Annotated in this window: 27 protein-coding genes; 15 read left to right on the top strand and 12 right to left on the bottom strand. The window is 62.2% G+C overall.

Annotation, left to right across the window (positions count from 1 at the left end):
• Window positions 1-13: 13 nt before the first annotated feature.
• On the bottom strand, window positions 14-1,237 hold the full coding sequence (gene fabB, locus FEV16_RS10690) for a beta-ketoacyl-ACP synthase I (protein ID WP_138167606.1): 1,224 nt from the start codon (window positions 1,235-1,237) through the stop codon (window positions 14-16).
• A gap of 55 nt (window positions 1,238-1,292) precedes the next feature.
• The gene (gene fabA, locus FEV16_RS10685; RefSeq protein ID WP_138167605.1) at window positions 1,293-1,811 is read right to left on the bottom strand and encodes a 3-hydroxyacyl-[acyl-carrier-protein] dehydratase FabA; all 519 of its coding nucleotides are present in this window, start codon (window positions 1,809-1,811) and stop codon (window positions 1,293-1,295) included.
• 244 nt (window positions 1,812-2,055) lie between these two features.
• On the opposite strand from fabA, the gene irrA reads away from it, so the two are divergent.
• The 3 genes from irrA to FEV16_RS10670 all read left to right on the top strand — a co-directional run bounded on the left by irrA (window position 2,056) and on the right by FEV16_RS10670 (window position 3,964).
• Entirely contained in the window at window positions 2,056-2,502 is a 447-nt protein-coding gene (irrA, locus tag FEV16_RS10680) for an iron response transcriptional regulator IrrA (protein WP_138167604.1), read from the top strand.
• A 101-nt stretch (window positions 2,503-2,603) separates the two neighbouring features.
• On the top strand, window positions 2,604-3,590 hold the full coding sequence (locus FEV16_RS10675) for an HWE histidine kinase domain-containing protein (RefSeq protein WP_138167603.1): 987 nt from the start codon (window positions 2,604-2,606) through the stop codon (window positions 3,588-3,590).
• Entirely contained in the window at window positions 3,587-3,964 is a 378-nt protein-coding gene (locus FEV16_RS10670; RefSeq protein ID WP_138167602.1) for a response regulator, read from the top strand. The genes FEV16_RS10675 and FEV16_RS10670 overlap by 4 nt, the downstream gene beginning before the upstream one ends.
• Here FEV16_RS10670 and FEV16_RS10665 read toward each other — a convergent pair.
• A complete protein-coding gene (locus FEV16_RS10665; protein ID WP_246657283.1) occupies window positions 3,961-4,416 on the bottom strand; it encodes an SH3 domain-containing protein in 456 nt (151 codons plus the stop codon). The genes FEV16_RS10670 and FEV16_RS10665 overlap by 4 nt on opposite strands.
• A 359-nt stretch (window positions 4,417-4,775) precedes the next feature.
• Here FEV16_RS10665 and FEV16_RS10660 point away from each other — a divergent pair, with 359 nt between their 5' ends.
• On the top strand, window positions 4,776-5,771 hold the full coding sequence (locus FEV16_RS10660; protein ID WP_138167600.1) for a D-glycerate dehydrogenase: 996 nt from the start codon (window positions 4,776-4,778) through the stop codon (window positions 5,769-5,771).
• A 64-nt stretch (window positions 5,772-5,835) separates the two neighbouring features.
• A complete protein-coding gene (locus tag FEV16_RS10655; RefSeq protein WP_246657275.1) occupies window positions 5,836-6,324 on the top strand; it encodes an META domain-containing protein in 489 nt (162 codons plus the stop codon).
• Window positions 6,325-6,419: 95 nt separating this feature from the next.
• Here the strand turns inward: FEV16_RS10655 and FEV16_RS10650 are convergent, their stop codons facing one another.
• From FEV16_RS10650 to FEV16_RS10630, 5 genes are all read right to left on the bottom strand, one after another.
• Window positions 6,420-7,238 (bottom strand): universal stress protein, encoded by an 819-nt coding sequence (locus FEV16_RS10650; RefSeq protein WP_138167598.1) that lies wholly within the window; start codon window positions 7,236-7,238, stop codon window positions 6,420-6,422.
• Between the two features lie 75 nt (window positions 7,239-7,313).
• Window positions 7,314-8,801, bottom strand: coding sequence for a histidine--tRNA ligase (gene hisS, locus FEV16_RS10645; protein ID WP_138167597.1), 1,488 nt, complete (start codon window positions 8,799-8,801; stop codon window positions 7,314-7,316).
• 27 nt (window positions 8,802-8,828) lie between these two features.
• Window positions 8,829-9,272 (bottom strand): GIY-YIG nuclease family protein, encoded by a 444-nt coding sequence (locus FEV16_RS10640; RefSeq protein ID WP_138167596.1) that lies wholly within the window; start codon window positions 9,270-9,272, stop codon window positions 8,829-8,831.
• A gap of 247 nt (window positions 9,273-9,519) precedes the next feature.
• Window positions 9,520-11,448, bottom strand: a complete 1,929-nt coding sequence (dxs, locus tag FEV16_RS10635; protein WP_138167595.1) for a 1-deoxy-D-xylulose-5-phosphate synthase — start codon at window positions 11,446-11,448, stop codon at window positions 9,520-9,522.
• Window positions 11,449-11,590: 142 nt separating this feature from the next.
• Window positions 11,591-12,169: a L,D-transpeptidase gene (locus FEV16_RS10630; RefSeq protein ID WP_246657274.1), complete on the bottom strand. Its 579-nt coding sequence runs from the start codon at window positions 12,167-12,169 to the stop codon at window positions 11,591-11,593.
• Between the two features lie 152 nt (window positions 12,170-12,321).
• On the opposite strand from FEV16_RS10630, the gene FEV16_RS10625 reads away from it, so the two are divergent.
• Complete coding sequence (locus tag FEV16_RS10625) at window positions 12,322-12,609, top strand: lipoprotein (RefSeq protein ID WP_138167594.1); 288 nt, start codon at window positions 12,322-12,324, stop codon at window positions 12,607-12,609.
• 4 nt (window positions 12,610-12,613) lie between these two features.
• Window positions 12,614-13,882: a diaminopimelate decarboxylase gene (lysA, locus tag FEV16_RS10620; protein WP_138167593.1), complete on the top strand. Its 1,269-nt coding sequence runs from the start codon at window positions 12,614-12,616 to the stop codon at window positions 13,880-13,882.
• 18 nt (window positions 13,883-13,900) lie between these two features.
• Here lysA and FEV16_RS10615 read toward each other — a convergent pair whose 3' ends face one another.
• Window positions 13,901-14,911, bottom strand: a complete 1,011-nt coding sequence (locus tag FEV16_RS10615) for an NAD-dependent epimerase/dehydratase family protein (RefSeq protein WP_138167592.1) — start codon at window positions 14,909-14,911, stop codon at window positions 13,901-13,903.
• A gap of 137 nt (window positions 14,912-15,048) precedes the next feature.
• On the opposite strand from FEV16_RS10615, the gene FEV16_RS10610 reads away from it, so the two are divergent.
• The 4 genes from FEV16_RS10610 to FEV16_RS10595 all read left to right on the top strand — a co-directional run bounded on the left by FEV16_RS10610 (window position 15,049) and on the right by FEV16_RS10595 (window position 17,122).
• Window positions 15,049-15,672, top strand: coding sequence for a cytochrome b/b6 domain-containing protein (locus FEV16_RS10610; protein WP_138167591.1), 624 nt, complete (start codon window positions 15,049-15,051; stop codon window positions 15,670-15,672).
• Window positions 15,669-16,400 (top strand): molybdopterin-dependent oxidoreductase, encoded by a 732-nt coding sequence (locus FEV16_RS10605; RefSeq protein ID WP_138167590.1) that lies wholly within the window; start codon window positions 15,669-15,671, stop codon window positions 16,398-16,400. The genes FEV16_RS10610 and FEV16_RS10605 overlap by 4 nt, the downstream gene beginning before the upstream one ends.
• A gap of 106 nt (window positions 16,401-16,506) precedes the next feature.
• Window positions 16,507-16,716 carry a hypothetical protein gene (locus FEV16_RS10600; protein WP_138167589.1) on the top strand — a complete coding sequence of 70 codons (210 nt, stop codon included), beginning with the start codon at window positions 16,507-16,509 and terminating at the stop codon, window positions 16,714-16,716.
• A 190-nt stretch (window positions 16,717-16,906) separates the two neighbouring features.
• Complete coding sequence (locus tag FEV16_RS10595) at window positions 16,907-17,122, top strand: hypothetical protein (RefSeq protein ID WP_138167588.1); 216 nt, start codon at window positions 16,907-16,909, stop codon at window positions 17,120-17,122.
• 25 nt (window positions 17,123-17,147) lie between these two features.
• Here FEV16_RS10595 and truA read toward each other — a convergent pair whose 3' ends face one another.
• Genes truA through def form a run of 3 tightly spaced genes read right to left on the bottom strand, consistent with a single transcriptional unit; the run spans window position 17,148 to window position 19,398 of the window.
• A complete protein-coding gene (gene truA, locus FEV16_RS10590; protein WP_138167690.1) occupies window positions 17,148-17,888 on the bottom strand; it encodes a tRNA pseudouridine(38-40) synthase TruA in 741 nt (246 codons plus the stop codon).
• Window position 17,889: 1 nt separating this feature from the next.
• The gene (fmt, locus tag FEV16_RS10585; protein ID WP_138167587.1) at window positions 17,890-18,816 is read right to left on the bottom strand and encodes a methionyl-tRNA formyltransferase; all 927 of its coding nucleotides are present in this window, start codon (window positions 18,814-18,816) and stop codon (window positions 17,890-17,892) included.
• A gap of 15 nt (window positions 18,817-18,831) precedes the next feature.
• Entirely contained in the window at window positions 18,832-19,398 is a 567-nt protein-coding gene (gene def, locus FEV16_RS10580) for a peptide deformylase (RefSeq protein WP_138167586.1), read from the bottom strand.
• Window positions 19,399-19,563: 165 nt separating this feature from the next.
• Here def and FEV16_RS10575 point away from each other — a divergent pair, with 165 nt between their 5' ends.
• The 4 genes from FEV16_RS10575 to FEV16_RS10560 all read left to right on the top strand — a co-directional run bounded on the left by FEV16_RS10575 (window position 19,564) and on the right by FEV16_RS10560 (window position 22,617).
• Window positions 19,564-20,124, top strand: a complete 561-nt coding sequence (locus FEV16_RS10575) for a LemA family protein (RefSeq protein WP_138167585.1) — start codon at window positions 19,564-19,566, stop codon at window positions 20,122-20,124.
• Between the two features lie 106 nt (window positions 20,125-20,230).
• On the top strand, window positions 20,231-21,343 hold the full coding sequence (locus FEV16_RS10570; protein WP_138167584.1) for a M48 family metallopeptidase: 1,113 nt from the start codon (window positions 20,231-20,233) through the stop codon (window positions 21,341-21,343).
• A gap of 378 nt (window positions 21,344-21,721) precedes the next feature.
• Window positions 21,722-22,204, top strand: coding sequence for a flavodoxin FldA (gene fldA / locus FEV16_RS10565; RefSeq protein WP_138167688.1), 483 nt, complete (start codon window positions 21,722-21,724; stop codon window positions 22,202-22,204).
• Complete coding sequence (locus FEV16_RS10560; protein ID WP_171015196.1) at window positions 22,183-22,617, top strand: DUF2023 family protein; 435 nt, start codon at window positions 22,183-22,185, stop codon at window positions 22,615-22,617. The genes fldA and FEV16_RS10560 overlap by 22 nt, the downstream gene beginning before the upstream one ends.

Genomic DNA, 22,617 nt, shown 5'->3' with positions numbered 1-22,617 from the left:
GCAATCTAAGTCATCAAGCGTCCGGATGCTTGAACACCAATGTCGCATTGGTGCCGCCAAAGCCGAAGGAGTTGGACAGCACGGCGCCGAGCTTCACATTATCGAGGCGCTCGCGCATGATCGGCATGTCGGCAAAATCGGGGTCGAGCTCTTCGATATTGGCGCTCTCGCAGATGAAGCCGTTCTGCATCATCAAAAGGGAATAGATCGCCTCCTGCACGCCCGTCGCGCCGAGCGAATGGCCGGTCAGGGATTTCGTCGCCGCGATCGGCGGGCATTTGTCGCCGACGCCAAAAACTTCGCGCAGCGCTTCGATTTCCTTGGCGTCGCCGACCGGCGTCGCGGTGGCGTGTGGATTGATGTAGTCGATCGGGCATTTCACGGTCGCGAGCGCCTGCTTCATGCAGCGTACGGCGCCTTCGCCGGAAGGCGCCACCATGTCATAGCCGTCCGACGTCGCGCCGTAGCCAGCGACCTCGGCGTAGATTTTCGCGCCGCGCGCCTTGGCGTGTTCGAGCTCTTCCAGCACCAACACGCCGGCGCCGCCGGCGATGACGAATCCGTCTCGGTTCTTGTCATAGGCGCGAGAAGCCGTGGCCGGTCGATCATTGTAGGAGGAGGACATCGCGCCCATAGCGTCGAAGAGCACCGAGAGCTCCCACTCCAGTTCCTCGCAGCCGCCCGCGAAGATCATGTCCTGCTTGCCGTATTGGATCAGCTCATAGGCGTTGCCGATGCAATGATTGGACGTGGCGCAGGCCGACGAGATCGAATAGTTGACGCCCTTGATCTTGAACCAGACGGCCAGCGTCGCCGAGGCCGTCGAGGACATGCATTTCGGCACGGCGAAGGGACCGACGCGCTTGGGTCCCTTCGTGCGGGTGATGTCGGCGGCTTCGACAAGAGTGTGCGTCGAGGGTCCGCCCGAGCCCATGATGATGCCGGTGCGCTCATTGGAAATTTCCGCCTCGGTCAGCCCAGCGTCGCGGATCGCCTGATCCATGGCGACATGGTTCCAGGCCGTGCCGGTCGCATGGAAGCGCATGGCGCGGCGATCGACAACCGTCGAGGGGTCCAATGTCGGCATGCCGTGCACCTGCGAACGGAAGCCGAGTTCGGCGTATTTATCGGCGCGCACGATGCCGGATTTCGCCTCGCGCAGCGAAGCGACCACCTCCTGCGTCGTGTTGCCGATCGACGACACGATGCCCATTCCGGTGACGACGACTCGTCTCATCTCGCTCTCCCTTGACGCCTTCGCAGCGTCTTCCGCGCGTTCTCGCTTGTCCGTTTCAGGCGGCCTTCGCCTCGTTGGCGAGGCAGACCTTGAGGTCCTTGGCCTCGTAAATACGCTCGCCATCCGCCGCCACCCAGCCGTCGGCCAAGCCGATCACGAGCTTGCCGGTACGCAGGCGCGTGAAGTCGACGCCATAGGTGACGAGCTTCGTATGCGGCCGCACTTGGCCGCTGAATTTTACTTCGCCGACGCCGAGCGCCATGCCGCGTCCAGGATTGTCGAGCCAGGCGAGATAGAAACCGACCATCTGCCACAGAGCGTCAAGCCCAAGGCAGCCCGGCATCACCGGGTTGCCTTTGAAATGGCAGTCGAAGAACCAGAGGCTCGGTTTGATGTCGAGTTCGGCGCGCATATAGCCTTTGCCGTGCTCGCCCCCTTCTTCGAAAATCTCAGTGATACGGTCGAACATGAGCATCGGCGGCAGCGGCAGCTGCGCATTTCCGGGGCCGAACAGCTTTTCCTCGCCGCACGCCAGTAAATCCTCATAACCGAATGAGGAGCGCCTTTCGCCCATTGTTCCTTGTTCCTCGCGTTCGAGCCTTTCGGGCCATCCTCCCTAAGCGCCGCAAAAAGGCGCGCCCTTATCCTTATTGGCGCCGTGAGGCGCCGCTCCTGGGCGAAGCGATCCGTAACATAGGCTCGTCCAGGCCGAAAGCGCCGCGGCGAACTGGCTTCAAATGGCCGAGCGACGTTGAATTTCCCGCCATTTTCCCTATGATGCCAAGTGGAAACCGCGAGTAGAAAAGCCGCGAGCCGAGATGGACGCCGACCAAACCCCAGCCGTTCCTAAAAACGCCGCCCCGCGCAAGCCGGTCGGTGAGTTGCTGGCCGAAGCCGGGCTGCGGCCGACCCGCCAACGGTTGGCGCTGGGCGAGTTGCTGTTCGGGCAGGGCGGCGATCGCCACGTGACGGCGGAGCGTCTTTATGAAGAGGCGCTGGCGGCCGATCTCTCGGTGTCGCTCGCGACCGTATACAATACGCTCCACCAGTTCACCCAAGCGGGACTGCTGCGGGAGATCGCCGTAGACGGAACGCGGGTGTATTTCGACACCAACACCGACGACCACCATCATTTTCTGCTCGAAGACGATGGCGACCTTTACGACATCGCCGGCGCGAATGTCTCGGTCTCCGATCTTCCTCAGCCGCCTGAGGGTTTGCGCGTCGCGCGGGTCGATGTCGTCGTGCGTCTACGCCGCGCCTAAGTTCGCCCTATATCTTAAAACGCGAAGAGAGTTTCCAGAGAGCTCGGCTTGCCGAGGGGCTTGCCGATGACTCTTTGAGGGCATGTTTCGGGCGGGGAGCAATGTCGCAACTGGCGGCTGCACGAGAATCGGAGATCACCTACGCGCAATTTAAGGCGCTCGCCAACTCGATGCCCAACCTTGCGTGGATGGCGCGCCCGGACGGCTGGATTTTTTGGTACAATGATCGTTGGTATCAATATACCGGCACGACGCCCGAGGAGATGGCGGGGTGGGGCTGGCAATCCGTCCATCATCCGGATGTGCTGCCCAAAATGCTGGAACGCTGGACGTATGCGCTTCAGCATGGCGAATTCTTTCAGATGATCTTTCCGCTCAAGGGCGCGGACGGACTCTATCGACCCTTTTTGACGCGCGTCGAACCTTTGCGCGAAAACGGCGCCATCGTCGGCTGGTTCGGCACGAACACCGACGTGACCGAGCAGGAACGCGACCGCGAACGCCTGCAGCTTTTGGTCAATGAGCTCAATCATCGCGTTAAGAACACGCTGGCGACGGTCCACTCGATCGCCATGCATTCGCTTCGTGACCTGAAGCCAGATTCTGCGCAGCAATTTGAAAAGCGCCTGCTGGCGCTTGCCGCCTTGCACGATGTTCTGACCCGCGAAAATTGGACGAAGGCGCAGGTAGGCGAACTCGTGCATATGGCGATCGCGCCGGTGGACCAAGAGAATTTTGATGTGTCAGGGCCGCCGGTCGGCATATGCCCGCGCATCGCGTCGGCTCTGGCGATGACCCTGCACGAATTATGCGCCAACGCCGTCATGCACGGATCGCTGTCGGCGCCGGGCGGGCGCGTCGCGGTCGATTGGAGGCTCGACGCGCAGCGGCGGACCCCTATGCTCCATCTCGTCTGGCGCGAGTATGGCGGGCGCTCTGTCACGCCCCCGCTAAAGAAAGGATTTGGCCTGCGACTGATCGAAAAAACGCTGGCGTCTGACGCGGGCGCTCGGGTCGCTATCGAATTTCCGCCTGAAGGGTTACGCTGCGCGATGGACATTCCTCTCGCCGTGGAAGTGCTCAAATGACCGAACCGCGCGTCCTAATCGTCGAAGATGAGGCCGTCATCGCCATGGCGCTTGAGATGTTTCTCGAGGAGCTTGGCGCACAGGTCGTTGGCGTTGCGGGCAATATCCAAGACGCGTTGCAAAAGGCGACGAGCGAAGACTTCGACCTCGCCTTTCTCGACATCAACCTCAATGGCCAGAAGGCGCATGTTCTGCCTGGCGTCCTGGAGCGGCGGCGCAAACCCTTCGCCTTCGTTACCGGCTATGGCGAGCAGGGCGTGCTCGAAGCGCACGCCGATGCGCCTGTCGTCGCGAAACCGTTCAGTCGCGGCACGATTTCGACGGCGCTGGAGCAACTCAAGGGACGGCTGCCGGCGACCCCCTCGCCTGACTAATCGAATTTTTCTCCCGGATAGACGCCCCAGAGATTTTCTTGCTGCATGTAGCCGTCAAAACCCTTGCCGGCGATACGGCACCATTTGCCGTCGCAGCCGCGCAAATTTCCGATGACGCCGGGGCCGAGCTTCGCCACAGGCGTTGAATGATCGTCGGCGACAAGCAGCTGCGGCTCCTTTTTCCAGGGCGCGACCAGCGCTGTGCGCCTTCCCGAAAGCAGCGAATGCAGCACCCAGCCCTCGGCGCCTTCGGAATCGCGGATCTTGCGCCAAGTTTCGAATTCGGCGGTGATCTCGACGGGGAGCGCGGCGCGTTCGTAAATCCACAGGGTCGGATGCTCCTTGCTGGGGCCCTCCCGCACATTCACGCGATCGGACTTGAGGCTCACGTAGCGAGGCAAGGGCAGACCGCTCACGGGACCTTTTTGAGGCTCCTGAGCGTGCGCGTGCATTGCGCAAAAAAACACGGCCAAGAGAACCGGGGCGAGCTGGGCGAGGAGACCGCGCGGACGCTTCTGGAAACATTCCGGAGCGCCGGAGAAAGCTGCCGAAATTGGCGCAAATTCTGCATTTATTCGCGACATGCTGGACTGTTCGCTCGCTTGTCTTTGGCCCGTCATCTGCTAGGAAGTCGAATGCGTCCGCTAAAGGGGCGTATTGGTTTTGTCGCCGACCGCCGTTAAGACCCGGTTGAAAGCCGGCGAAACTCGCCGGCGTCTTTTCATCCGCTTCGACGAAGCGGCAAAGATCATAGCGCAATCGCAGAAATGCTGCTGCAACACAACATAAACGCGGAGGCACGACCAGGGATATGCCGAAAAAGAAGCCGCTCGTTGTCGTGTCGCGCCGGCTGCCCGAGGTGATCGAGACCCGCATGTGCGAGTTGTTCGACACGCGCCTCAATGAGAGCGATAAGCCGCTCACCCATGACGAACTTGTCGAAGCCATGCGCACGGCCGACGTGCTGGTGCCCACCATCACCGATCGTATCGATTCGCATCTCATCGCCCAGGCAGGCGAGCAGATGAAGCTCATCGCCAATTTTGGCAATGGCGTCGACAATATCGACGTCGCCTCGGCGCTTGATCGCTCCATCACGGTCACCAACACGCCCGGCGTTCTGACCGAAGACACGGCCGACATGACCATGGCGCTGATTCTTTCGGTCTCGCGCCGGCTCGTCGAAGGCGCGAGCGCGATTCCCGACGGCTCCTGGCCGGGCTGGTCGCCGACCTGGATGCTCGGCCATCGAATCACCGGCAAGAGGCTCGGCATCGTCGGCATGGGCCGGATTGGACAGGCCCTGGCGCGGCGCGCGAAGAGCTTCGGTCTTTCGATCCATTACCACAACCGCCGACGCGTGGCGGCCGAAGTCGAAGAGCAATTGGAGGCGACCTATTGGGAGTCGCTTGATCAGATGCTAGCGCGAGTCGACATCGTGTCGATTCATTGCCCGCATACGCCCGCGACCTACCATCTTCTCTCGGCTCGCAGACTGTCGCATCTGCGTCCCCATACGATCCTGGTCAATACCGCCCGCGGCGAGATCGTCGACGAGAACGCTTTGGTGCGCATGCTCGAAGCCGATGAGATGGCCGGCGCCGGCCTCGACGTCTTCGAGCATGAACCTGCTGTATCTCCCAAATTGTTGAAGCTCGCGAAGGCCGGGAAGGTGACGCTGTTGCCGCATATGGGCTCTGCGACCATCGAGGGCCGCATCGACATGGGCGAGAAGGTCATCATCAACATCAAGACCTTCATGGATGGCCACCGCCCGCCTGACCGCGTTCTGCCGAGCATGCTATAAAGCGTTGCGCCGCGGTCGGAGGGGCCCGGCGACTGGCCCGCCTTACTGGAGGATGATTGACGCGATGAACAGGATTTTGCTCGCCTTAGCCGCCTCGCTCTGCGCCGTTGCGCTCGCCGCCGCGCCTGCCGACGCCAAGAGCCGCGCAAAGTCGCCTGAAGGGGCGGAGCAGAAGCAGCCGGAAGACGAAAACAAGGAGACCGGCGGCCTTCCCCGCTATCAGCCGTTCCCCCACAACCAGAACTTCGTGCTCAAGGAGATCAACGGCAAAGCGCCGCCGGTGGAGATGTGGATCTCGATCGACTCGACGGGCCGCGCCAATGGCTTTTCGGGCTGCAAGAACTGGTCGGGCGTTTTCGTCATCGGCCCGAACCGCTTGGGGCCGCGCGCCATGCCGGCGACTAACGAACGTAAATGCGAAGGCGCGCTCGCGGCCATCGAGCGGGATTATTGGGCGGTGCTGCTCTCGGGCCCCTATTGGGACACCAAGGGCGACGACCTGATCCTGAAGGGCGCGCAGGGCGGCGTGCTGCATTTCCAGCGTTCGCTGTAGCGCCTGCGCCCTTCATTGTGAGCGAAGCGAGGCAATCCAGTCTCGCGGAGCCTTTCTGGATTGCTTCGGCGCAAGCGCCTCGCAATGACGGCGAATTATTTCACCGGCGAGGCGAGCAGCGGACAGGGCGCCTCATGCAATACGCGCTCCGTCGTCGAGCCGCGGAGCGCCTCCAGCAGGCCTTTTCGGCTACGCGTCGGCATGGCGATCAGGTCCGCCTTGATCTCGCGAGCGTAGGAAAGAATGGTCTCGACGACCGGTCCCCGGCGCAGCTCGATGTGCGGAAGCAGCCCTTCGAAAATCGGCAGGTCGTCGCCGACATGCAGCATCATGACGTCGGCGGCCGGATTGAGACAATGGGCGATGTCGGCCGCGTGGCGAAAGGCGTCGAGCGGCGAAATCGTTGGCTCGACCGGCATCAGCACCGTGTTGAGAGAGACGGCGCCCGTCTCGCGATCGACGAAACCCTTCTGGTCCTCGCGCAGGAAGAGCGCCGGCACATGAGTCTCACGCGCCGTCTCCTCCGCGATTGAGCCCTCGAAGAGGCGCTCCAAAGCGCTGCGCGGCCGCGTCATCATCACGAGAAGATCGCACAGGTGCCGCTCGACATAGGCGGAGACTCCAGCGACGGGGGATTCCGATTCAACCGACGCTTTGACGAATTTGACGCCGAGCTGTTCGGCCGCCTCAGCGCGCGTCGCCGTCGGCGAGATCATTTTCCAGCGCGCCAGCATTTCGCGCACTTGCGGGAAACGGTCCCAATCGTCTTCCTCCGACTCAGGAGCCTCAATGTGCAGAATGTGGAACATGCTCTTGCAGTCCACGGCGATCCGCAGCGCATGAGCGAACGCGTCCAGGCTCGCAAAGGAGAGATCGGTCGGATGAACGATTGATCTGGGCGTGTCGCCATTCATAGGGGGTTGCTCCTCTATCGCTTCGCGAAAACTATACGCGCCCGCGCGCGTGGCAATGACGAGCTTCGCCGCAGGCTAATTTTTGAGCGTCTTTTGGACCTGCTCGACAAGTTCCGCTTCGGGAACGGCGAATTGGGCGGGGCGAAGCGCCTTCCATTCTTCGTTGGTGGCGATATTCGCGGCGGCCTTCGCGCCGGCGACGAGATCCTTGATGGTGACCTCGCCTCTCGCTTTTTCATCCGAGCCCTGGATGATGGCGAGCGGACTGTTGCGCCGGTCAGCGTATTTCATCTGCGCCTTCATGCCCGCAGCGCCGAGATAGATTTCGGCGGCGATTCCTGCGTTGCGCAATTGCGCCGCCATGCGCTGATAATCGGCGAGCCTCTCGCGATCGAGGACGAGAACCACGACGGGCCCCACATGCGGACGCGCCGAGACGATGGGGCTGCCGATGAGTTTCAACGCCGCGAAGAGTCTTGAGACGCCGATCGAGAAGCCGGTCGCCGGCGCATTTTCCGGCCTGAAGCGCCCAACCAGCCCGTCGTAGCGGCCGCCGCCCCCGACGGAGCCGAAGCGCACGGGATTTCCCTTCTCGTCGCGGGTCTCGAAGGTGAGATCCGCCTCGAAAACGGGCCCCGTGTAATACTCAAGGCCGCGCACGACGGAGGGGTCGATGCGGATGCGATCGGGGCCGAAACCGGCGTCGCGGGCGAGGTCTTCGATTTCTAGAAGCTCCTCGGCGCCTTGGGCGCCGATCTCGCTTTTGCCGAGCAGGCCGAAGAGATCGAAGGCGGGAGCGCCGTCCCCATATTGTCCGCCGAGGCTGAAGGACAGGATCGTGTCGATCGCGGGCAGATCGAGCCCCGCGCCTTTAGTGAAATCCCCGCTCTCATCCTTTCGACCCTCGCCCAGCAATTGCCGGACGCCGTCGGGGCCAAGCCGGTCGAGCTTGTCGATCGCGCGCAAAACGACGAGGCGGCGCGGCGCGTTCTCCTCACCCGAAAGCCCGATCGACTGCATCACGCCGTCGAGCACCTTGCGGCTGTTGATCTTGATGACGTAGTCGCCGCGCGCGATCCCCAGCCGCTCCATGGCGTCCGCCGCCATCATGCAGATTTCGGCGTCGGCGGCAGGCGAGGCCGAGCCGACCGTATCGGCGTCGAACTGCATGAACTGCCGAAAGCGTCCGGGTCCCGGCTTCTCGTTGCGATAGACCTGGCCGACGCGATAGGAGCGATAGGGCTTGGGCAGCCGATCGAAATTCTGCGCGACGAAACGCGCCAGCGGCGCGGTCAGATCATAGCGCAGCGACAACCATTGCTCGTCGTCGTCCTGAAAGGAGAAGACGCCTTCGTTGGGGCGATCCTGATCGGGCAAGAATTTTCCGAGCGCGTCAGTATATTCGATCGTCGGCGTCTCCAGCGCCTCGAAGCCGTAAAGCTCGTATACTTCGCGGATGACGTCGAGCATGCGGGATGTGGCGGCGAGTTCGCCGGCCTCGCGGTCGGCGAGCCCGCGCGGCGCACGCGCTTCAACCTTCGTTTTGATTTCGTCTTTGGACATAAACCACTGCAGTATTAGCCTTCCCCTTCAAGGGAGGCGGGATTCGGCCGCCTTCCTAGCATTTTCCCACCGGGAAGGAAGGGTCGCGTCTTTCGGCCAGAGTCGCAAATGCGCGGCGCAGCGGCGGCAGTCCGAACTGCCGAAGCCGGCGACGGGAATCGGCAAATCGCCGAGAGCGGCGTTAAACGCGCATTCATCGCCGTCTTCTTGGACGAAAGCGCCGAGCACGCTCGCAACAGCTGTGAGCTGATCGATATGCCAGTGCGCCCGCTTTTGCGGCCGCATGTGTCGCGACAATCGCGCCCGCAATCCGCCGGGCCCGCGCGCCGAGCCGCAATAGAGGTAATTGCCGGCGGGTAGCGTCGCCGAGATTTTACCGACGCGAACATCGAGCGGCGCCTCAAGCCGCAGCCAGAGCGCATAGGCGCCGGGCGCAGCGGCGACGTCGAAGGCGGAGACGCAGAATATCATCGGCGTTCTTTGACAAAACCCGGGCGCCAACCCTCTCCCACGCAAGTCCGAGCCTGCTCGACTTGCGGAAGATGATGCTAAAGTCGGCAACAGCCGACTTCAGTCGGGAGAGGGCGGGCCCGGCGAAGCGGGGGTCGGGTGAGGGGTTACCCACTCACAATCTTCGCCCGTATCAGAGATTTCCGCCCGAGCAGACACCGGCTCCGCCCCGAAAAGCCAGCGATACACCCCCTCACCCGGTCGCCCCTCAGGCGATCATCACTCGCGCGGCGCTTCTTTCATCGCCCAAGAGCTCGAGGACCTTGGCGACGATCGCCTTGCTGTCGAGCATCGCCTTGGCGACCATCAGCTCGTGCTTGTCGTGGTCGATATAGGCGTCGGGCAGAGTCATGCTGCGGAATTTGAACGCGCCGCGCGCGCCGTCGAGCAGCCCGTCGTCTGACAGCGCCTGGAAGACCTGCGCGCTAAAGCCGCCGATCGAACCCTCCTCGATCGCGACAAGCGCTTCGTGATTTGCCGCGAGACGACGCAGCAGGTCGCGGTCGATCGGCTTGGCGAAGCGGGCGTCGGCGACCGTCGTCGAGACGCCGTAATTTTCGAGTTCAGCCGCCGCCTTCATCGAGTCGGCGAGGCGCGTGCCGAGCGACAGGATGGCGACTTTCGAACCCTCGCGCAGTATGCGGCCCTTGCCGATCTCGAGAATTTCGCCGCGCTCCGGCAATTCTACGCCGACGCCCTCGCCGCGCGGATAGCGGAAGGCGATCGGGCCATCGTCATAGTCCGCAGCCGTCGCCACCATATGCATCAGCTCGCCCTCGTCGGAAGGCGCCATGATGACGAAGTCCGGCAGACAGCCGAGATAGGCGAGATCGAAGGCGCCGGCATGAGTCGGCCCGTCCGCGCCGACGAGGCCGGCGCGGTCCATGGCGAAGCGCACCGGCAGATTCTGGATCGCCACGTCGTGAACGACCTGATCGTAGCCGCGCTGCAGGAAAGTCGAGTAAAGCGCGCAGAAAGGCTTGTATCCCTCGCAGGCGAGGCCGGCCGCAAAGGTGACGGCGTGCTGCTCGGCGATCGCCACGTCGAAGGTGCGGTGAGGGAAGGCCTTGCCGAAAATGTCGAGGCCGGTGCCTGACGGCATCGCCGCCGTGATGGCGACGATCTTATCGTCATGCTCGGCTTCGGCTTTCAATGCCTTGGCGAAAACATTCGTATAGGTCGGGGCGTTGGCTTTCGGCTTGATCTGAATGCCGGTCGCGACGTCGAATTTGTTGACGGCGTGGCACTTATCGGCCGATTCCTCGGCTGGTCCGAAGCCCTTGCCCTTCTGCGTGACGACGTGAACGAGGACCGGCCCGTCGTCTTTGTCGCGCACATTCTTGAGGACGGGCAGCAGATGATCGAGGTTGTGTCCGTCGATCGGCCCGACATAGTAGAAGCCGAGCTCCTCGAACATCGTGCCGCCGGTGATGAAGCTGCGCGAGAACTCCTCGGCCTTGCGGGCCTTGTCGTAGATGAAGCGCGGCAGATGGCTGGCCAGCTGCTTCGCCGCCTCGCGGATGGAGCGATAGGCGCCGCCGGAAACGAGGCGGGCGAGATAGGCGGACATGGCGCCCGTGGGCGGGGCGATCGACATGTCATTGTCGTTCAAGATGACGATGAGGCGAGAATGCAGCGCGCCGGCGTTGTTCAAAGCCTCATAGGCCATGCCCGCCGACATCGAGCTGTCGCCGATCACCGCCACGACGTGATTGTCGCCGCCGGCGAGATCGCGCGCTACGGCCATGCCGAGCCCGGCCGAAATCGAGGTAGATGAATGGCCGGCGCCGAAGGCGTCATATTCGCTTTCGGCCCGCTTGGTGAAACCCGAAAGGCCGCCGCCCATGCGCAGCGTGCGGATGCGGTCGCGTCTGCCGGTGAGGATCTTGTGCGGGTAGGTCTGGTGACCGACGTCCCAGATGACCTTGTCGCGCGGCGTGTCGAAAACATAGTGCAGAGCGACGGTCAGTTCGACGACGCCGAGGCCCGCTCCCAGATGGCCGCCAGTGACCGAGACCGCGTCGATCGTCTCGTGGCGCAACTCCTCGGCGACCTGCTTGAGCTCATTGGGGCGCAGCTTGCGCAGATCTTCGGGAGTGGCGATCCGGTCGAGGAGGGGGGTCTTGGATGTCGTCAACGTCTCTACTCTGCTCGGTCAACAGCAAGCGCCAGAAATCCGAGCTTTACTCGTTAATAAGGACCCCCGCAAATGCGCCGCAGCATTCGCCGTGATTCTGTCGAATACTGTTGCCAAGTTGCAACGGGAACGCGGGCGCCCGTCAGAAGGGGGCGAAGCCCCCCCAATTGGATTGGAACGCCGGCTCCTCATACATAGGTCGCGGGGGGCGCGCCACGCGAGGGCGCTCGACCTCTTCGCGGGCGATCGAGCGGCCGCCGCCGGCGCCGCCCGTGATTTCGACAGTCGCCCCGTGTTTTTTCACCCATTCGAAGAGCTGACGGGCGTTAGGGACCGCGAGCCGAACGCAGCCGTGGGAAAGTGGACGGCCCAAACCACGCTCATAACTTCCATGGATGGCCAGGCCGCGCGGGGAAAAGAACATGGCGTAGGGCATCGGCGCCTGATCATATTCGTCCGAATAGTGATCGGCCTCCATGCGCATGACGCTGTAGGTCCCCGTCGGCGTTTCATATCCCCGTCTGCCGCTGGAGATTTTCCACGTCACCGTTTCGCCTTGGGGGGTCACGGCCTGGAGTCGTTGCGCCGTTAGGTCGATGCGGATGCGCACCGCCGCCGCGGTAGGTTCCGCCATGAATAGGCTGGCCGCGGTAAGAGTGAGAGTCGCCGCGGCAAGGACGACAAAAAAACCCGAAACGCGGGCTATGGGAGAACTGAACACGCCAACCTCCAAACGGTTAAGGCGATGGGGGGCCCCGCTAAGCTTATGGCGACGCTGAGCAGCCTCCGAAAGGGGATCAGCCCGATCGCTGCGCCCTCGCCTTTTCCACCTTCAACGTTATAGTGCGCCGGCCTCTCCTTGGGACGAATCGCGTGACGCCTCCACTGCCGCTTCTCACCCGCCGCCCTTTAGCGGTTCTTGCGCTGGCGCTCGTCGCCACAAGCCTCGGCGCTTGCGGCCGGCATGGCCCTTTAGAGCTTCCGCCCGAGACCCAGGCGCGCAGCGCGGCCTTGCGGGCGGAGGCTGAAGCCGCCCAAGCGAAAGCGGCGGCGCATGGCGTTCCTGCGCCGCCTCCCCTCCCGCCCGGTGCGCCACCCCCCGGCACCATCGGCAATCGACCGCCGGCGCAATATCCATTCCCGCTCGATCCGCTGCTCTAAACTCATGCATCTCTTCGCCTATCGGAATGGCGCGCTCCACGCCGAGGAGATCGCCGTGGCTAAGCTCGCCGATGAGGTGGGCACGCCCTTCTATTGTTACTCGGCGGCGACGATCCGACGCCACTACCGGGTTTTTTCGCAGGCCTTCGCCGGGCTCGACGCGCTTGTCTGCTATGCCGTGAAGGCCAATTCCAACCAAGCGGTGCTGCGTCTTCTCGCCCAGGAGGGCGCAGGAATGGACGTGGTTTCAGGCGGGGAGCTCACGCGGGCGCTCGCGGCCGGCGTCGCGCCGGAAAAAATCACCTTTTCCGGCGTCGGCAAGACGCCGGAGGAGATTGCTGCCGCGCTTCGCGCCGGCATCTTCTGTTTCAATGTCGAATCCGAGCCTGAACTCGAAACGCTCTCCCATGCGGCGGTCGCCCTTGGGCGCGCCGCGCGCGTGTCGCTACGCGTCAATCCGGACGTCGACGCCCGCACGCATAAGAAGATTTCCACTGGCCTCGCTGAAAATAAGTTCGGCGTGCCTTTGTCGCGCGCGCGGGAGGTCTACGCCTTCGCCGCGAAGCTCAAAGGAATCGAGATCGCCGGCGCCGACATGCATATCGGCTCGCAACTCACCGATCTCGCGCCCTTCGACGAAGCTTTTTCGTTGCTCGCCGAGCTCGTATGCGACCTGCGCGCCGACGGCCACAAGATTTCGCATGTCGACCTCGGCGGTGGACTGGGGATTCCCTATCATGAGGGCGACGATCCGCAGTCCTATCATCCCGAAAAATACGCCGAGATCGTGCGCCGGCATTTTGGCGGACTCGACTGCAAGCTGGTGCTGGAGCCGGGACGGCTCATCGTCGGCAACGCCGGCGTGCTCGTCACGCGCGTGCTTTATGTGAAGCATGGCGACGCAAAGACCTTCGTCATCGTCGACGCCGGCATGAATGATCTCATCCGCCCGACGCTCTACGACGCCTGGCATGACATCATTCCCGTGTGCGAGACCGCAGAGCGGCGAAAGATCGTCGCCGACGTGGTCGGACCGGTGTGCGAGACGGGCGACTATTTTGCGCATGGACGCGAAATGATCGAGCCGCGCGCGGGCGAATTGCTCTGCGTGCTGACGGCCGGCGCTTATGGCGCCGTGCAGTCTGGCGCCTACAACACAAGGCCGCTCGTTCCCGAAGTCTTGGTCGATGGCGCGCATTATGCGGTCATTCGCAAGCGCCAAAGCGTCGAGGAAATCATCGCGCTCGACAGCATTCCCGATTGGCTGGCGTGAAAACTACCGCTCAATCGCTCAATACGCCAATTCGCCGTGAGTACGGCGATAGTTGCGATACCATTCGACGAGCGCCGCGACGCCTTCGTCGATCGACGTATGCGGGCGATAGCCGGTCAAGCGCTCGAGGAGATCGGCGCTGGCGAAGGTGCGCGGCACGTCTCCCGGCTGCATGTCGAGATAGTTGCGCTTCGCCTTTTTGCCGAGAGCTCTTTCGATCGTCTCGATGAAGTCGAGAAGCTTCACCGGTTCGCCGCGGCCGATGTTGACGATGCGATACGGCGCGATGGGCGAAACGCTGTCATCGCCCGAGTCGCGCTCAGGAACGCAATCGATTAAGCGCATAACGCCTTCGACGAGATCCGCCACATAGGTGAAGTCGCGCGACATGTCGCCGTGATTATAAATGTCGATCGCACGGTCGTTCTCGATCGCGTCGACGAATTTCAAGGGGGCCATATCCGGGCGGCCCCATGGACCGTAAACGGTGAAGAAGCGAAACATCGTCGTCGGGATTGACCACAGATGCGCGTAGGAATGCGCCATCGCTTCGCCAGCTTTCTTCGTCGCGGCGTAAAGCGTCAGCGGAAAGTCGGTCCGATCGCTTTCGTGAAATGGCACGGTAGGACTCGCGCCATAGACCGAGCTCGTCGAGGCGAACAGGAAATGGCGCGGCTTCAGTAGCCGCGCGATTTCCATGACGTTGAAGGCGCCGACGAGATTGGCGTCGATGTAGGCGCGCGGGTTTTGCAGCGAGTAGCGCACCCCAGCCTGCGCCGCGAGATGAATGATGACGTCGGGCGCCGCCTGTTCGGCGGCGCGCGTTAGAGCGTCCATGTCTTCCAACATGGCGATCGTGTCACGATAGCCGTTGGTGCGCAGCAGAATGGCGCGTCGCGCCTCTTTGAGACCCGGATCGTAGTAGGGCGTCATGCCGTCGAAGCCGTCGACGAGATGCCCGGCCTCGAGCAGGCGCTTCGCCAGATGAAAGCCGATGAAGCCGGCCGTGCCGGTCACGAAGACGCGCATGAGCCGCTATATTCCCGCGTGATGAAAGCTTTGCCTCAATGCGGGAAGGCGCCCGCCGTGTCAACGCGGGCGTGGGCGAGGGCCTTGGGTTTTGGCGTGGAAGCCATATGTTTGCGGCGTAAAGAGGAGAAGCCGCCATGGCTGACGCGGCCGGCGCCGAAAAGCCACAGACGATTCACCCGCTCTTCATTCGGGTGACGCATTGGGTGAACGCTTTCGCGATCTTCGTCATGGTGCTGAGCGGCTGGCGCATCTACAACGCCTCGCCGCTCTTTGGCTTCGAATTTCCGCCAGGTTTCACGCTCGGCGGCTGGCTCGCGGGCGCGCTCGCCTGGCATTTCGCGGCGATGTGGCTTTTGGCGCTGAATGGCATGGCCTATCTCGCCTACGGCATTGTTTCAGGTCATTTCCGAAGGGATTTTTTTCCAATTTCATTCAAACGCGCGCTCAATGACGTCGTGCTGGCGGGCCGAGGCCGCCTTGATCATGCGCCTGGACGCTACAACGCCGCTCAACGACTGCTTTATGTCGGCGTCATTCTTGCGGTGATCGTCGCCATTTTTTCCGGTCTCGCCATTTGGAAGCCTGTGCAGCTCCAGGGGCTGACGGCGTTAATGGGCGGATATGACGTTGCGCGCCTCGTGCATTTCTTCGCCATGGCCGCGATCGTTGCATTCCTCGTCGTTCACATCGCGCTCGCCGTCGGCGTCAAAGGCGTGCTCGCGCCGATGTTCACCGGCCGCGCGGAGGCGCCAAGATGAAACCGTCTCGTCTTTCCGCCTTTGGGTCCAAGGTTGCGCGGCTCGAGCGACGTTCCTTCATCAAGCAGAGTTTATCGCTTGGCGCGCTTTCGCTTCTCTCAGGCTGCACCTTGAAGGATGACGACGCTGTAGATCGGTTGCTTTCCGCCATGTCGCGCTTCAACGACAAGATGCAGGCGGCGCTTTTTGATCCGACAAAACTCGCGCCGACCTATTCTGAAGCCGATCTCACGACGCCATTCCCCTTCAACGCCTATTACGAAGAAAAGGATGTTCCATTCGTTGATGGCGAGAGCTATCGGCTACAGCTCTCCGGCCTCATCGCCGACAAGCGGCCTTGGTGCCTAGAGGAGTTGCGCGCGCTGCCGCAATCAAGCCAGATCACCCGCCTCGTCTGCGTCGAGGGTTGGAGCGCGATCGGCAAATGGCGCGGCGTCGCCTTCCGCCATTTTCTCGAACGAATTGGCGCCGACCTAACGGCGCGTTACGTCGGCTTCAGATGCGCCGACAAATATTACTCAAGCATCGACATGCCGAGCGCGCTGCATCCGCAAACGCTGCTCGCGCTCGACTTCACTGACGCGAAATACGGCTATCCGCTGCGCCTGCGCATCCCGACGAAACTTGGATTCAAGAATCCCAAATTCATTCATGAAATCTTCGTGACCAACGACTATCCTGGCGGCTACTGGGAAGATAAAGGCTATAATTGGTTTAGCGGCTCTTGACCTGCGCCGCTGCGTATATCGAGTCTCGACTCGCTCTCGCCACTTTCTTGACTCTCAATGACTTCGGAAGCAGTTGAATCGGCGCCGTGAGATCGAGGGAGGACATATGACCAATCGTCGACCCTGCGTGAACGGCATTCTCGCTGCTGTCCTGTCGGCCAGCATCATCCCGCTTCACGGCGCGCTCGCACAGGAGAAGACTCCGACCGCGCAGCGGCCCGTAGCGAGACTTCCCGCTACTCTGCCGGTCAAGAACGAGGCCTCTCCGAGCGAGGCGATCAAGCCGGAGGAAACGGAAGCCGCCGACGGCGAATGATGGCCGCAATTTTTTCAAGAACTCGTTAACCAGTTCGTCAAACTGCTTCAAACCGAACGAATTCCGTCACGAAATCACCGCAGCGCCGGCGTGGCGGCGACCTAACTTCATCATCGTTGAGCGGCCTGATATGTGCGGGGCGGGCCGATGATTCGGCAGGGGGTCTCACTTTTGAGGGGACCATCAAGTGATGAATCAGCGATCTTGCGCAAACGGCATATTGGCCGCGGTATTGTCGGCAAGCTTCCTGCCCATTCATGGCGCGCTCGCCAAGGAAGAAAGATCCGCAGCGCCCGGCGCCGTCAAACATGTCGCGAAGAAAACGGTGAAGCCGCCTGCGGTGAAGCATGATGCGACTAAGCCGTCGCCGGAGGGCGATGCAGGAAGCGCGGGCGACAAGCAGTAAAGGGTCTCGCCACGCAAATCTTGCACTAATAATCGACAGCGACAAGGTAGAGACCGTGTGGCGGCGCGACCTGTCCGCAGCGCGCGCGGTCTTTCGCTGAGAGCGCCAGCGCAAGATCTTCGACGCGCCACTTGCCGCTGCCGACATGCTCCAGCGAGCCCGCCATTGAGCGCACCTGATTGTGCAGGAAGGAGCGCGCCGAAGCGACGATCTCGATACGCTCGCCGTCGCGGCGGACATCAAGACGCTCCAGCGTGCGCATCGGCGAATTCGCCTGGCATTCGGAAGCGCGAAACGTCGTGAAGTCGTGACGCCCGACGAGCGACTGCGCTGCTCGATGCATGGCTTCGACGTCGAGCGGGCGCTTGACGTGCCAGGCGCGGCCGCGATTCAACGTCAACGGCGCGCGGCGATTGTCGATGACATAGAGATAATGCCGGCGGATCGCCGAAAAGCGAGCTTCGAAATCATCGCCGACCGTGCGCGCTGAAAGCAAAGCAATCGGATCAGGCTTCAGATGCGCATTGATCGCGTCGCGCAGCCGGTCGACGCGCCAGTCGTGCGAAAGATCGACATGGGCCACTTGCCCCAGCGCATGAACGCCGGCGTCCGTGCGGCCAGCCCCGTGCACAACGGCGCGTTCGCCGCCATTGATCGCGGCGACGGCTTCCTCGAGACGCTGCTGGACAGAAATTCCATTCGCCTGCCGCTGCCAGCCGACGAAGGGTCCGCCGTCATATTCGATGGTAAGCGCGAAGCGATGCATGTCAGGCAAGCGAGACGCCGCGCGTCAGCCTGCGGCCGCGCGCGAATTCTTCAAAATCCATCTCGCCCTTGCCGGCGCGTTGCACGCGTATTAGCCGCAGCGCGCCGGCGCCGCACGCGATGAGCCCATTATCGTCGAGCGCGACGCCCGGCGCGCCCTTTCCATTCTCTTTCCGTGCGCGCAAGACCTTCACGCGTTCCCTGCTATGGCCGAGATCGGCCTCGAAAAAAGCGCCCGGAAAGGGCGAGAGGCCGCGCACGAGATTATGGACCTCTTGCGCCGATCGGCGCCAATCGATCCGCGCCTCGGACTTTTCAATTTTTTTCGCATAGCAGGCGCCCTCTTCGGCCTGCGGCGTGAAATGCAATTCCCCCTTGGCGAGCAGATCGAGCGCCTGCGCCGTAAGCGGCGCGCCGAGTTCCGCAAGACGGTCATGCAACTCGCCTGCCGTCATTTCGGCGTCGATTGGGGTCTTCGCCGTCAGCGCCACGGGGCCGGTGTCGAGACCAGCCTCCATTTTCATCACCATGACGCCGCTCTCTGCGTCGCCTGCCATGATCGCGCGCTGGATCGGCGCGGCGCCGCGCCAGCGGGGCAGCAGCGAGCCATGGAGATTGAGGCAGCCATATCGCGGCGCGTCGAGAATCGGCTGAGGCAGCAGCAGGCCGTAGGCGGCGACGACCGCCACGTCCGCGTCAAGCGCGGCGAACTCAGCCTGCGCGTCGGCGCCCTTCAGGCTTTTCGGCGTACGAACGGGAAGCTTAAGGCTCTCGGCCAAGAGGTGCACGGCGGACTTTTTTTCCGTCATGCCCCGTCCGGCCGGACGCGGCGGCTGCGTATAGACGGCCACAATCTCATGGCCGCGAGAGACGATTTCGTTGAGCAGACGGGCTGCGAATTCCGGCGTGCCCATGAAGACGACGCGCATTCCCTCGCGCAATCGTCAGGCCCCGGCTTGTTCCGACTGACGCTCCGCGGCCGCGCGCCGCTGGGCGGCGATCTCGTCGAAGCGCGCCGCCTTATTGAACTTCTTGACCACGCGTTCGCGTTTCAGCCGCGACAAATGGTCGATGAAGAGACCGCCTTCGAGATGCTCGAGCTCATGCTGCACAACGGTCGCGAGCAGTCCTTCGGCGTCGAATTCCTGGAGAGCGCCTTCCCGGTCGAGATGACGCAGGCGCACCTGCGCCGGCCGCTTCACGTCCTCGAAATAGTCCGGCACCGACAGGCAGCCTTCCTGATAGACGCTCAATTCCTCCGACGCCCAGACGATTTCCGGGTTGATGAGGAAAAGCGGCGACCGCGTCTCCTCGGTCTTGCCGATGTCGACGACGACGATGCGCTTCGCCACGGCGACCTGGATCGCCGCAAGTCCGATGCCCGGCGCCTCGTACATCGTCTCCAGCATATCGTCGAGCAGACGACGCACCTCTGCGTCGACCCGGTCGACAGGCTCTGAGACCTTTCGCAGCAGCGGATCCGGAAGCGTAATGATCGGCAGAATGGCCATTTATGTTCGCCGTGGCTCTTTGCGTTTCCTTGAGATAGGCGCGACCGGCGCGTCCGTCAAATCTAAGGGAGCGGCGCGTCTTTGCCTAGCCGCTAAAGGCGGATAACATGCAGGCGCAAAAAGCAATCGCCGCCGCGCGGGGCGGCGCGCCAGTGGGAGCGCGCCATGTCTTTGCTGATTTTTCTGGGGCTCGTCGCCGCCGTCGCCCTCTGGCTGGTGGGCGTTTACAACGGCCTTGTGTCGCTGCGCCAGCGCGGCAAGCAAGCCTTTTCCGACGTCAACGTGCAGCTCAAGCAGCGCCACGATCTCGTGCCCAATCTCGTCGAGACGGTCAAAGGCTACGCCGCCCATGAGAAAAGCACGCTGGAAGACGTGGTAAAGGCTCGTAACGCCGCCGTGGCGGCGCAAGGTCCGGCGCAGCAAGGCGCTGCGGAGGGCGCGCTGACCGGCGCGCTGTCGCGATTGATCGCGCTGTCCGAGTCCTATCCGGATCTGAAGGCGAACCAGAATTTCCAGCAGCTGCAGAGCGAACTGTCGGACATCGAAAACAAGATTTCCGCGGCGCGGCGATTCCTCAACAACACGGTCGCGGAATATAACGCCACGCGCGAAGGCTTTCCGGGCTTCCTGATTGCGCAACGCTTCGGCTTCGAGCCGCTCGACTATTTCGAGCTCGACGAGTCGGAGCAGCGGGCGATCGAAGCCGCGCCGAAGGTGCAGTTTTAAGCTGTTCGAATCCCCGGGAATCCAGATCCATCATCGACCCTAGATTCCTGATCGCGCGCTGTCGCGCGCGTTGGGAATGACAGCCCGTAAGTTCGGTGGAAAGATAATGTTCAAAGCCTACGGCCTCTATTCTCACATTCGCGCCAATAGGCTGCGCTCGGCCTTCCTGCTCGCGGGCTTTGTCGTCCTGCTGCTGGCGTTGATGTTCTCCTTCGCGCTCATCATCGAAGCGATGAATGCGCAGCCAGGCGCGCCTTTCGATTACATCTTTGCGCTCGCCGTCGACGATCTAAAACGCGGATGGTGGATCGGCGTCATCGCGGCGGGCGTCTGGTTCGCCATCGCCTATCTCTTCCACCAGAAGATGATCGACTTCGCCACGGGCGCGGCGAATCTGTCGCGCGCAGAGTCGCCGCGCATTTACAACCTCCTCGAAAATTTGTGCATCTCCCGGGGCGTGCCGATTCCTGCTTTGCAGATCATCGAAAGTGACGCGCTCAACGCCTACGCCTCGGGGCTCAGGGAGGGACAATATAAGATTACGGTGACTCGCGGTTTGACCCGGTATCTGACCGACGCTGAACTGGAAGCGGTGCTCGCGCATGAGCTGACCCATATACGTAATCGCGACGCTCAGCTTCTTGTAATCGCCGTTATCTTCGCCGGCATCTTCGCCTTCGTCGCCGATCTGACGATTCGCCGCTGGGATTTTCCTTTCGGTTTCTCGCCGCATCGGCCAGAAGGCAGCAATGACAGAAAGGGCAATGGCGGCGCCGCTCTCGCCATTCTTGTCGCGCTATTCATCATTGCTCTGAGCTGGGGCGCCTCGGTGCTGATCCGCTTTGCGCTATCGCGCTCGCGCGAATTTCTTGCAGACGCCGGCAGCGTCGAATTGACGAAGAACCCCGACGCCATGATTTCGGCGTTGCGCAAGATCGAAGCGCATGGCGCGATTCCGAACATGCCCTCGCGCATGCAGTATTTCTTCATTGAATCGCCCGCGCTTCATCCGGAGTCGGGCTGGCTCGCGACTCATCCAAGCGTCGACGCGCGCGTCGCGGCGCTCGTAAAATTCGGGGGAGGCCAAGACATTCCGGTCGCGCTGGCGGGAGAAGAGCTTGCCGCGATTGATGCGTCGCGCGCGGACGAGACGTCTTTCCTGCCGAAGGACGGACGCACGCCGCTCTCACCGCCGCCCGGTCCATGGGGCAGCGCCTAGCGATAATCAGCGCGCACGCCGACGCTTGAACGACTCGCTTTAAGAATTGGATCGCTTTCGCCGGCGACTCGCAGGCTCTGCGGCATACCAATGGAGTCAGCGCCTGTCCAAAGGTCCGTGTCGATTTGACGATGATAGCGAAACGGGGCCGGTTCTCTTATCACTACGGTATCAACACTGTGCTTCGGAATTAAAATAAATCCAGAGTAGAGATGCGGAGAATTACATTCATTCCAGAATATTTGATTTTTCTAAACAATAGAGACGCGCTATATTACATAGGTCTTTAGCGGCGTGTTCGCGATTGAGGGGCTTCCTCTGCTTTTCTTGGCGTAACCGCTGATGTTGATGGCCAAATTTCGCGGACGAGGCGCGGGTATGAGCATCACGGTTATCTTCGGTTCCGACGGCGGCGCGACAAAGGGGGTAGCTTCCAAAATTTCGAAGAAATGTCAGGGGCGGTCTGTCGACATCAAGGACGCCACGACGGACGACTTCGAGAACTGCCATCTGCTGATTCTGGGTTCGCCGACCTATGGCGACGGCACCTTGCAGACGGATTGGGAAGAGAACATCGACAAGCTGCGCGGCGCCAATCTGAAGGGCAAGAAGGTCGCCCTGTTCGGCACCGGCGACCAGCAGACCTATCCGCTCTCCTTCGTCGACGCGATGGGCATCCTTTACGACGAGGTGTCGGCTCTCGGCGCCCAAGTGATCGGCTTCACTGAAACCGCCGGCTATGACTATGTCGGCTCAACTGCCGAGCGGGACGGCAAGTTCGTGGGCCTCGCCCTGGATCAGGACACCCAATCCGGCATGACCGAGAAAAGAGTGACGGCATGGCTGAGCCAGTTAATTTGATTGTGCAGGATGTTCGGACCCAGTCGTCTGCGCGCGTTCGGTCCCCCGATGCTGCGCCGGTGCTGCGACTCTTTCATCACAACATCTACGAATATGGACGTGGCGTTCGCGGCCTGTTTCTCATGACCGTCAGCCGTCAGGAATTGGAGTTGGTGCTCGGCAAGCTGGAGGCGCAAGGCATCCATCACTTCGTCCAGGAGCTCAGCCCGGCGAAGGTAAACCTTTTCTTTGGCCGGCCCGCGTTCGTCGCCGTGGCGCGTTCCTTCGTAACGCGGCCGCTCAACGCCCTCACGGTGGAGGAAGACTTCATGCTCGGCACGTTGCTCGGCTACGATCGCGAGCAGCAGTGCCGCCGCTTTCTCACGCGTTCCGGACGGGGCATGCCGGAGGAATTGCTCTTGGCCGCCGAATGA

The organism is Methylocystis sp. B8 (genome assembly GCF_005771425.1).
GTDB lineage: Bacteria > Pseudomonadota > Alphaproteobacteria > Rhizobiales > Beijerinckiaceae > Methylocystis.
This window is presented reverse-complemented; position numbering and strand designations above follow the sequence as displayed.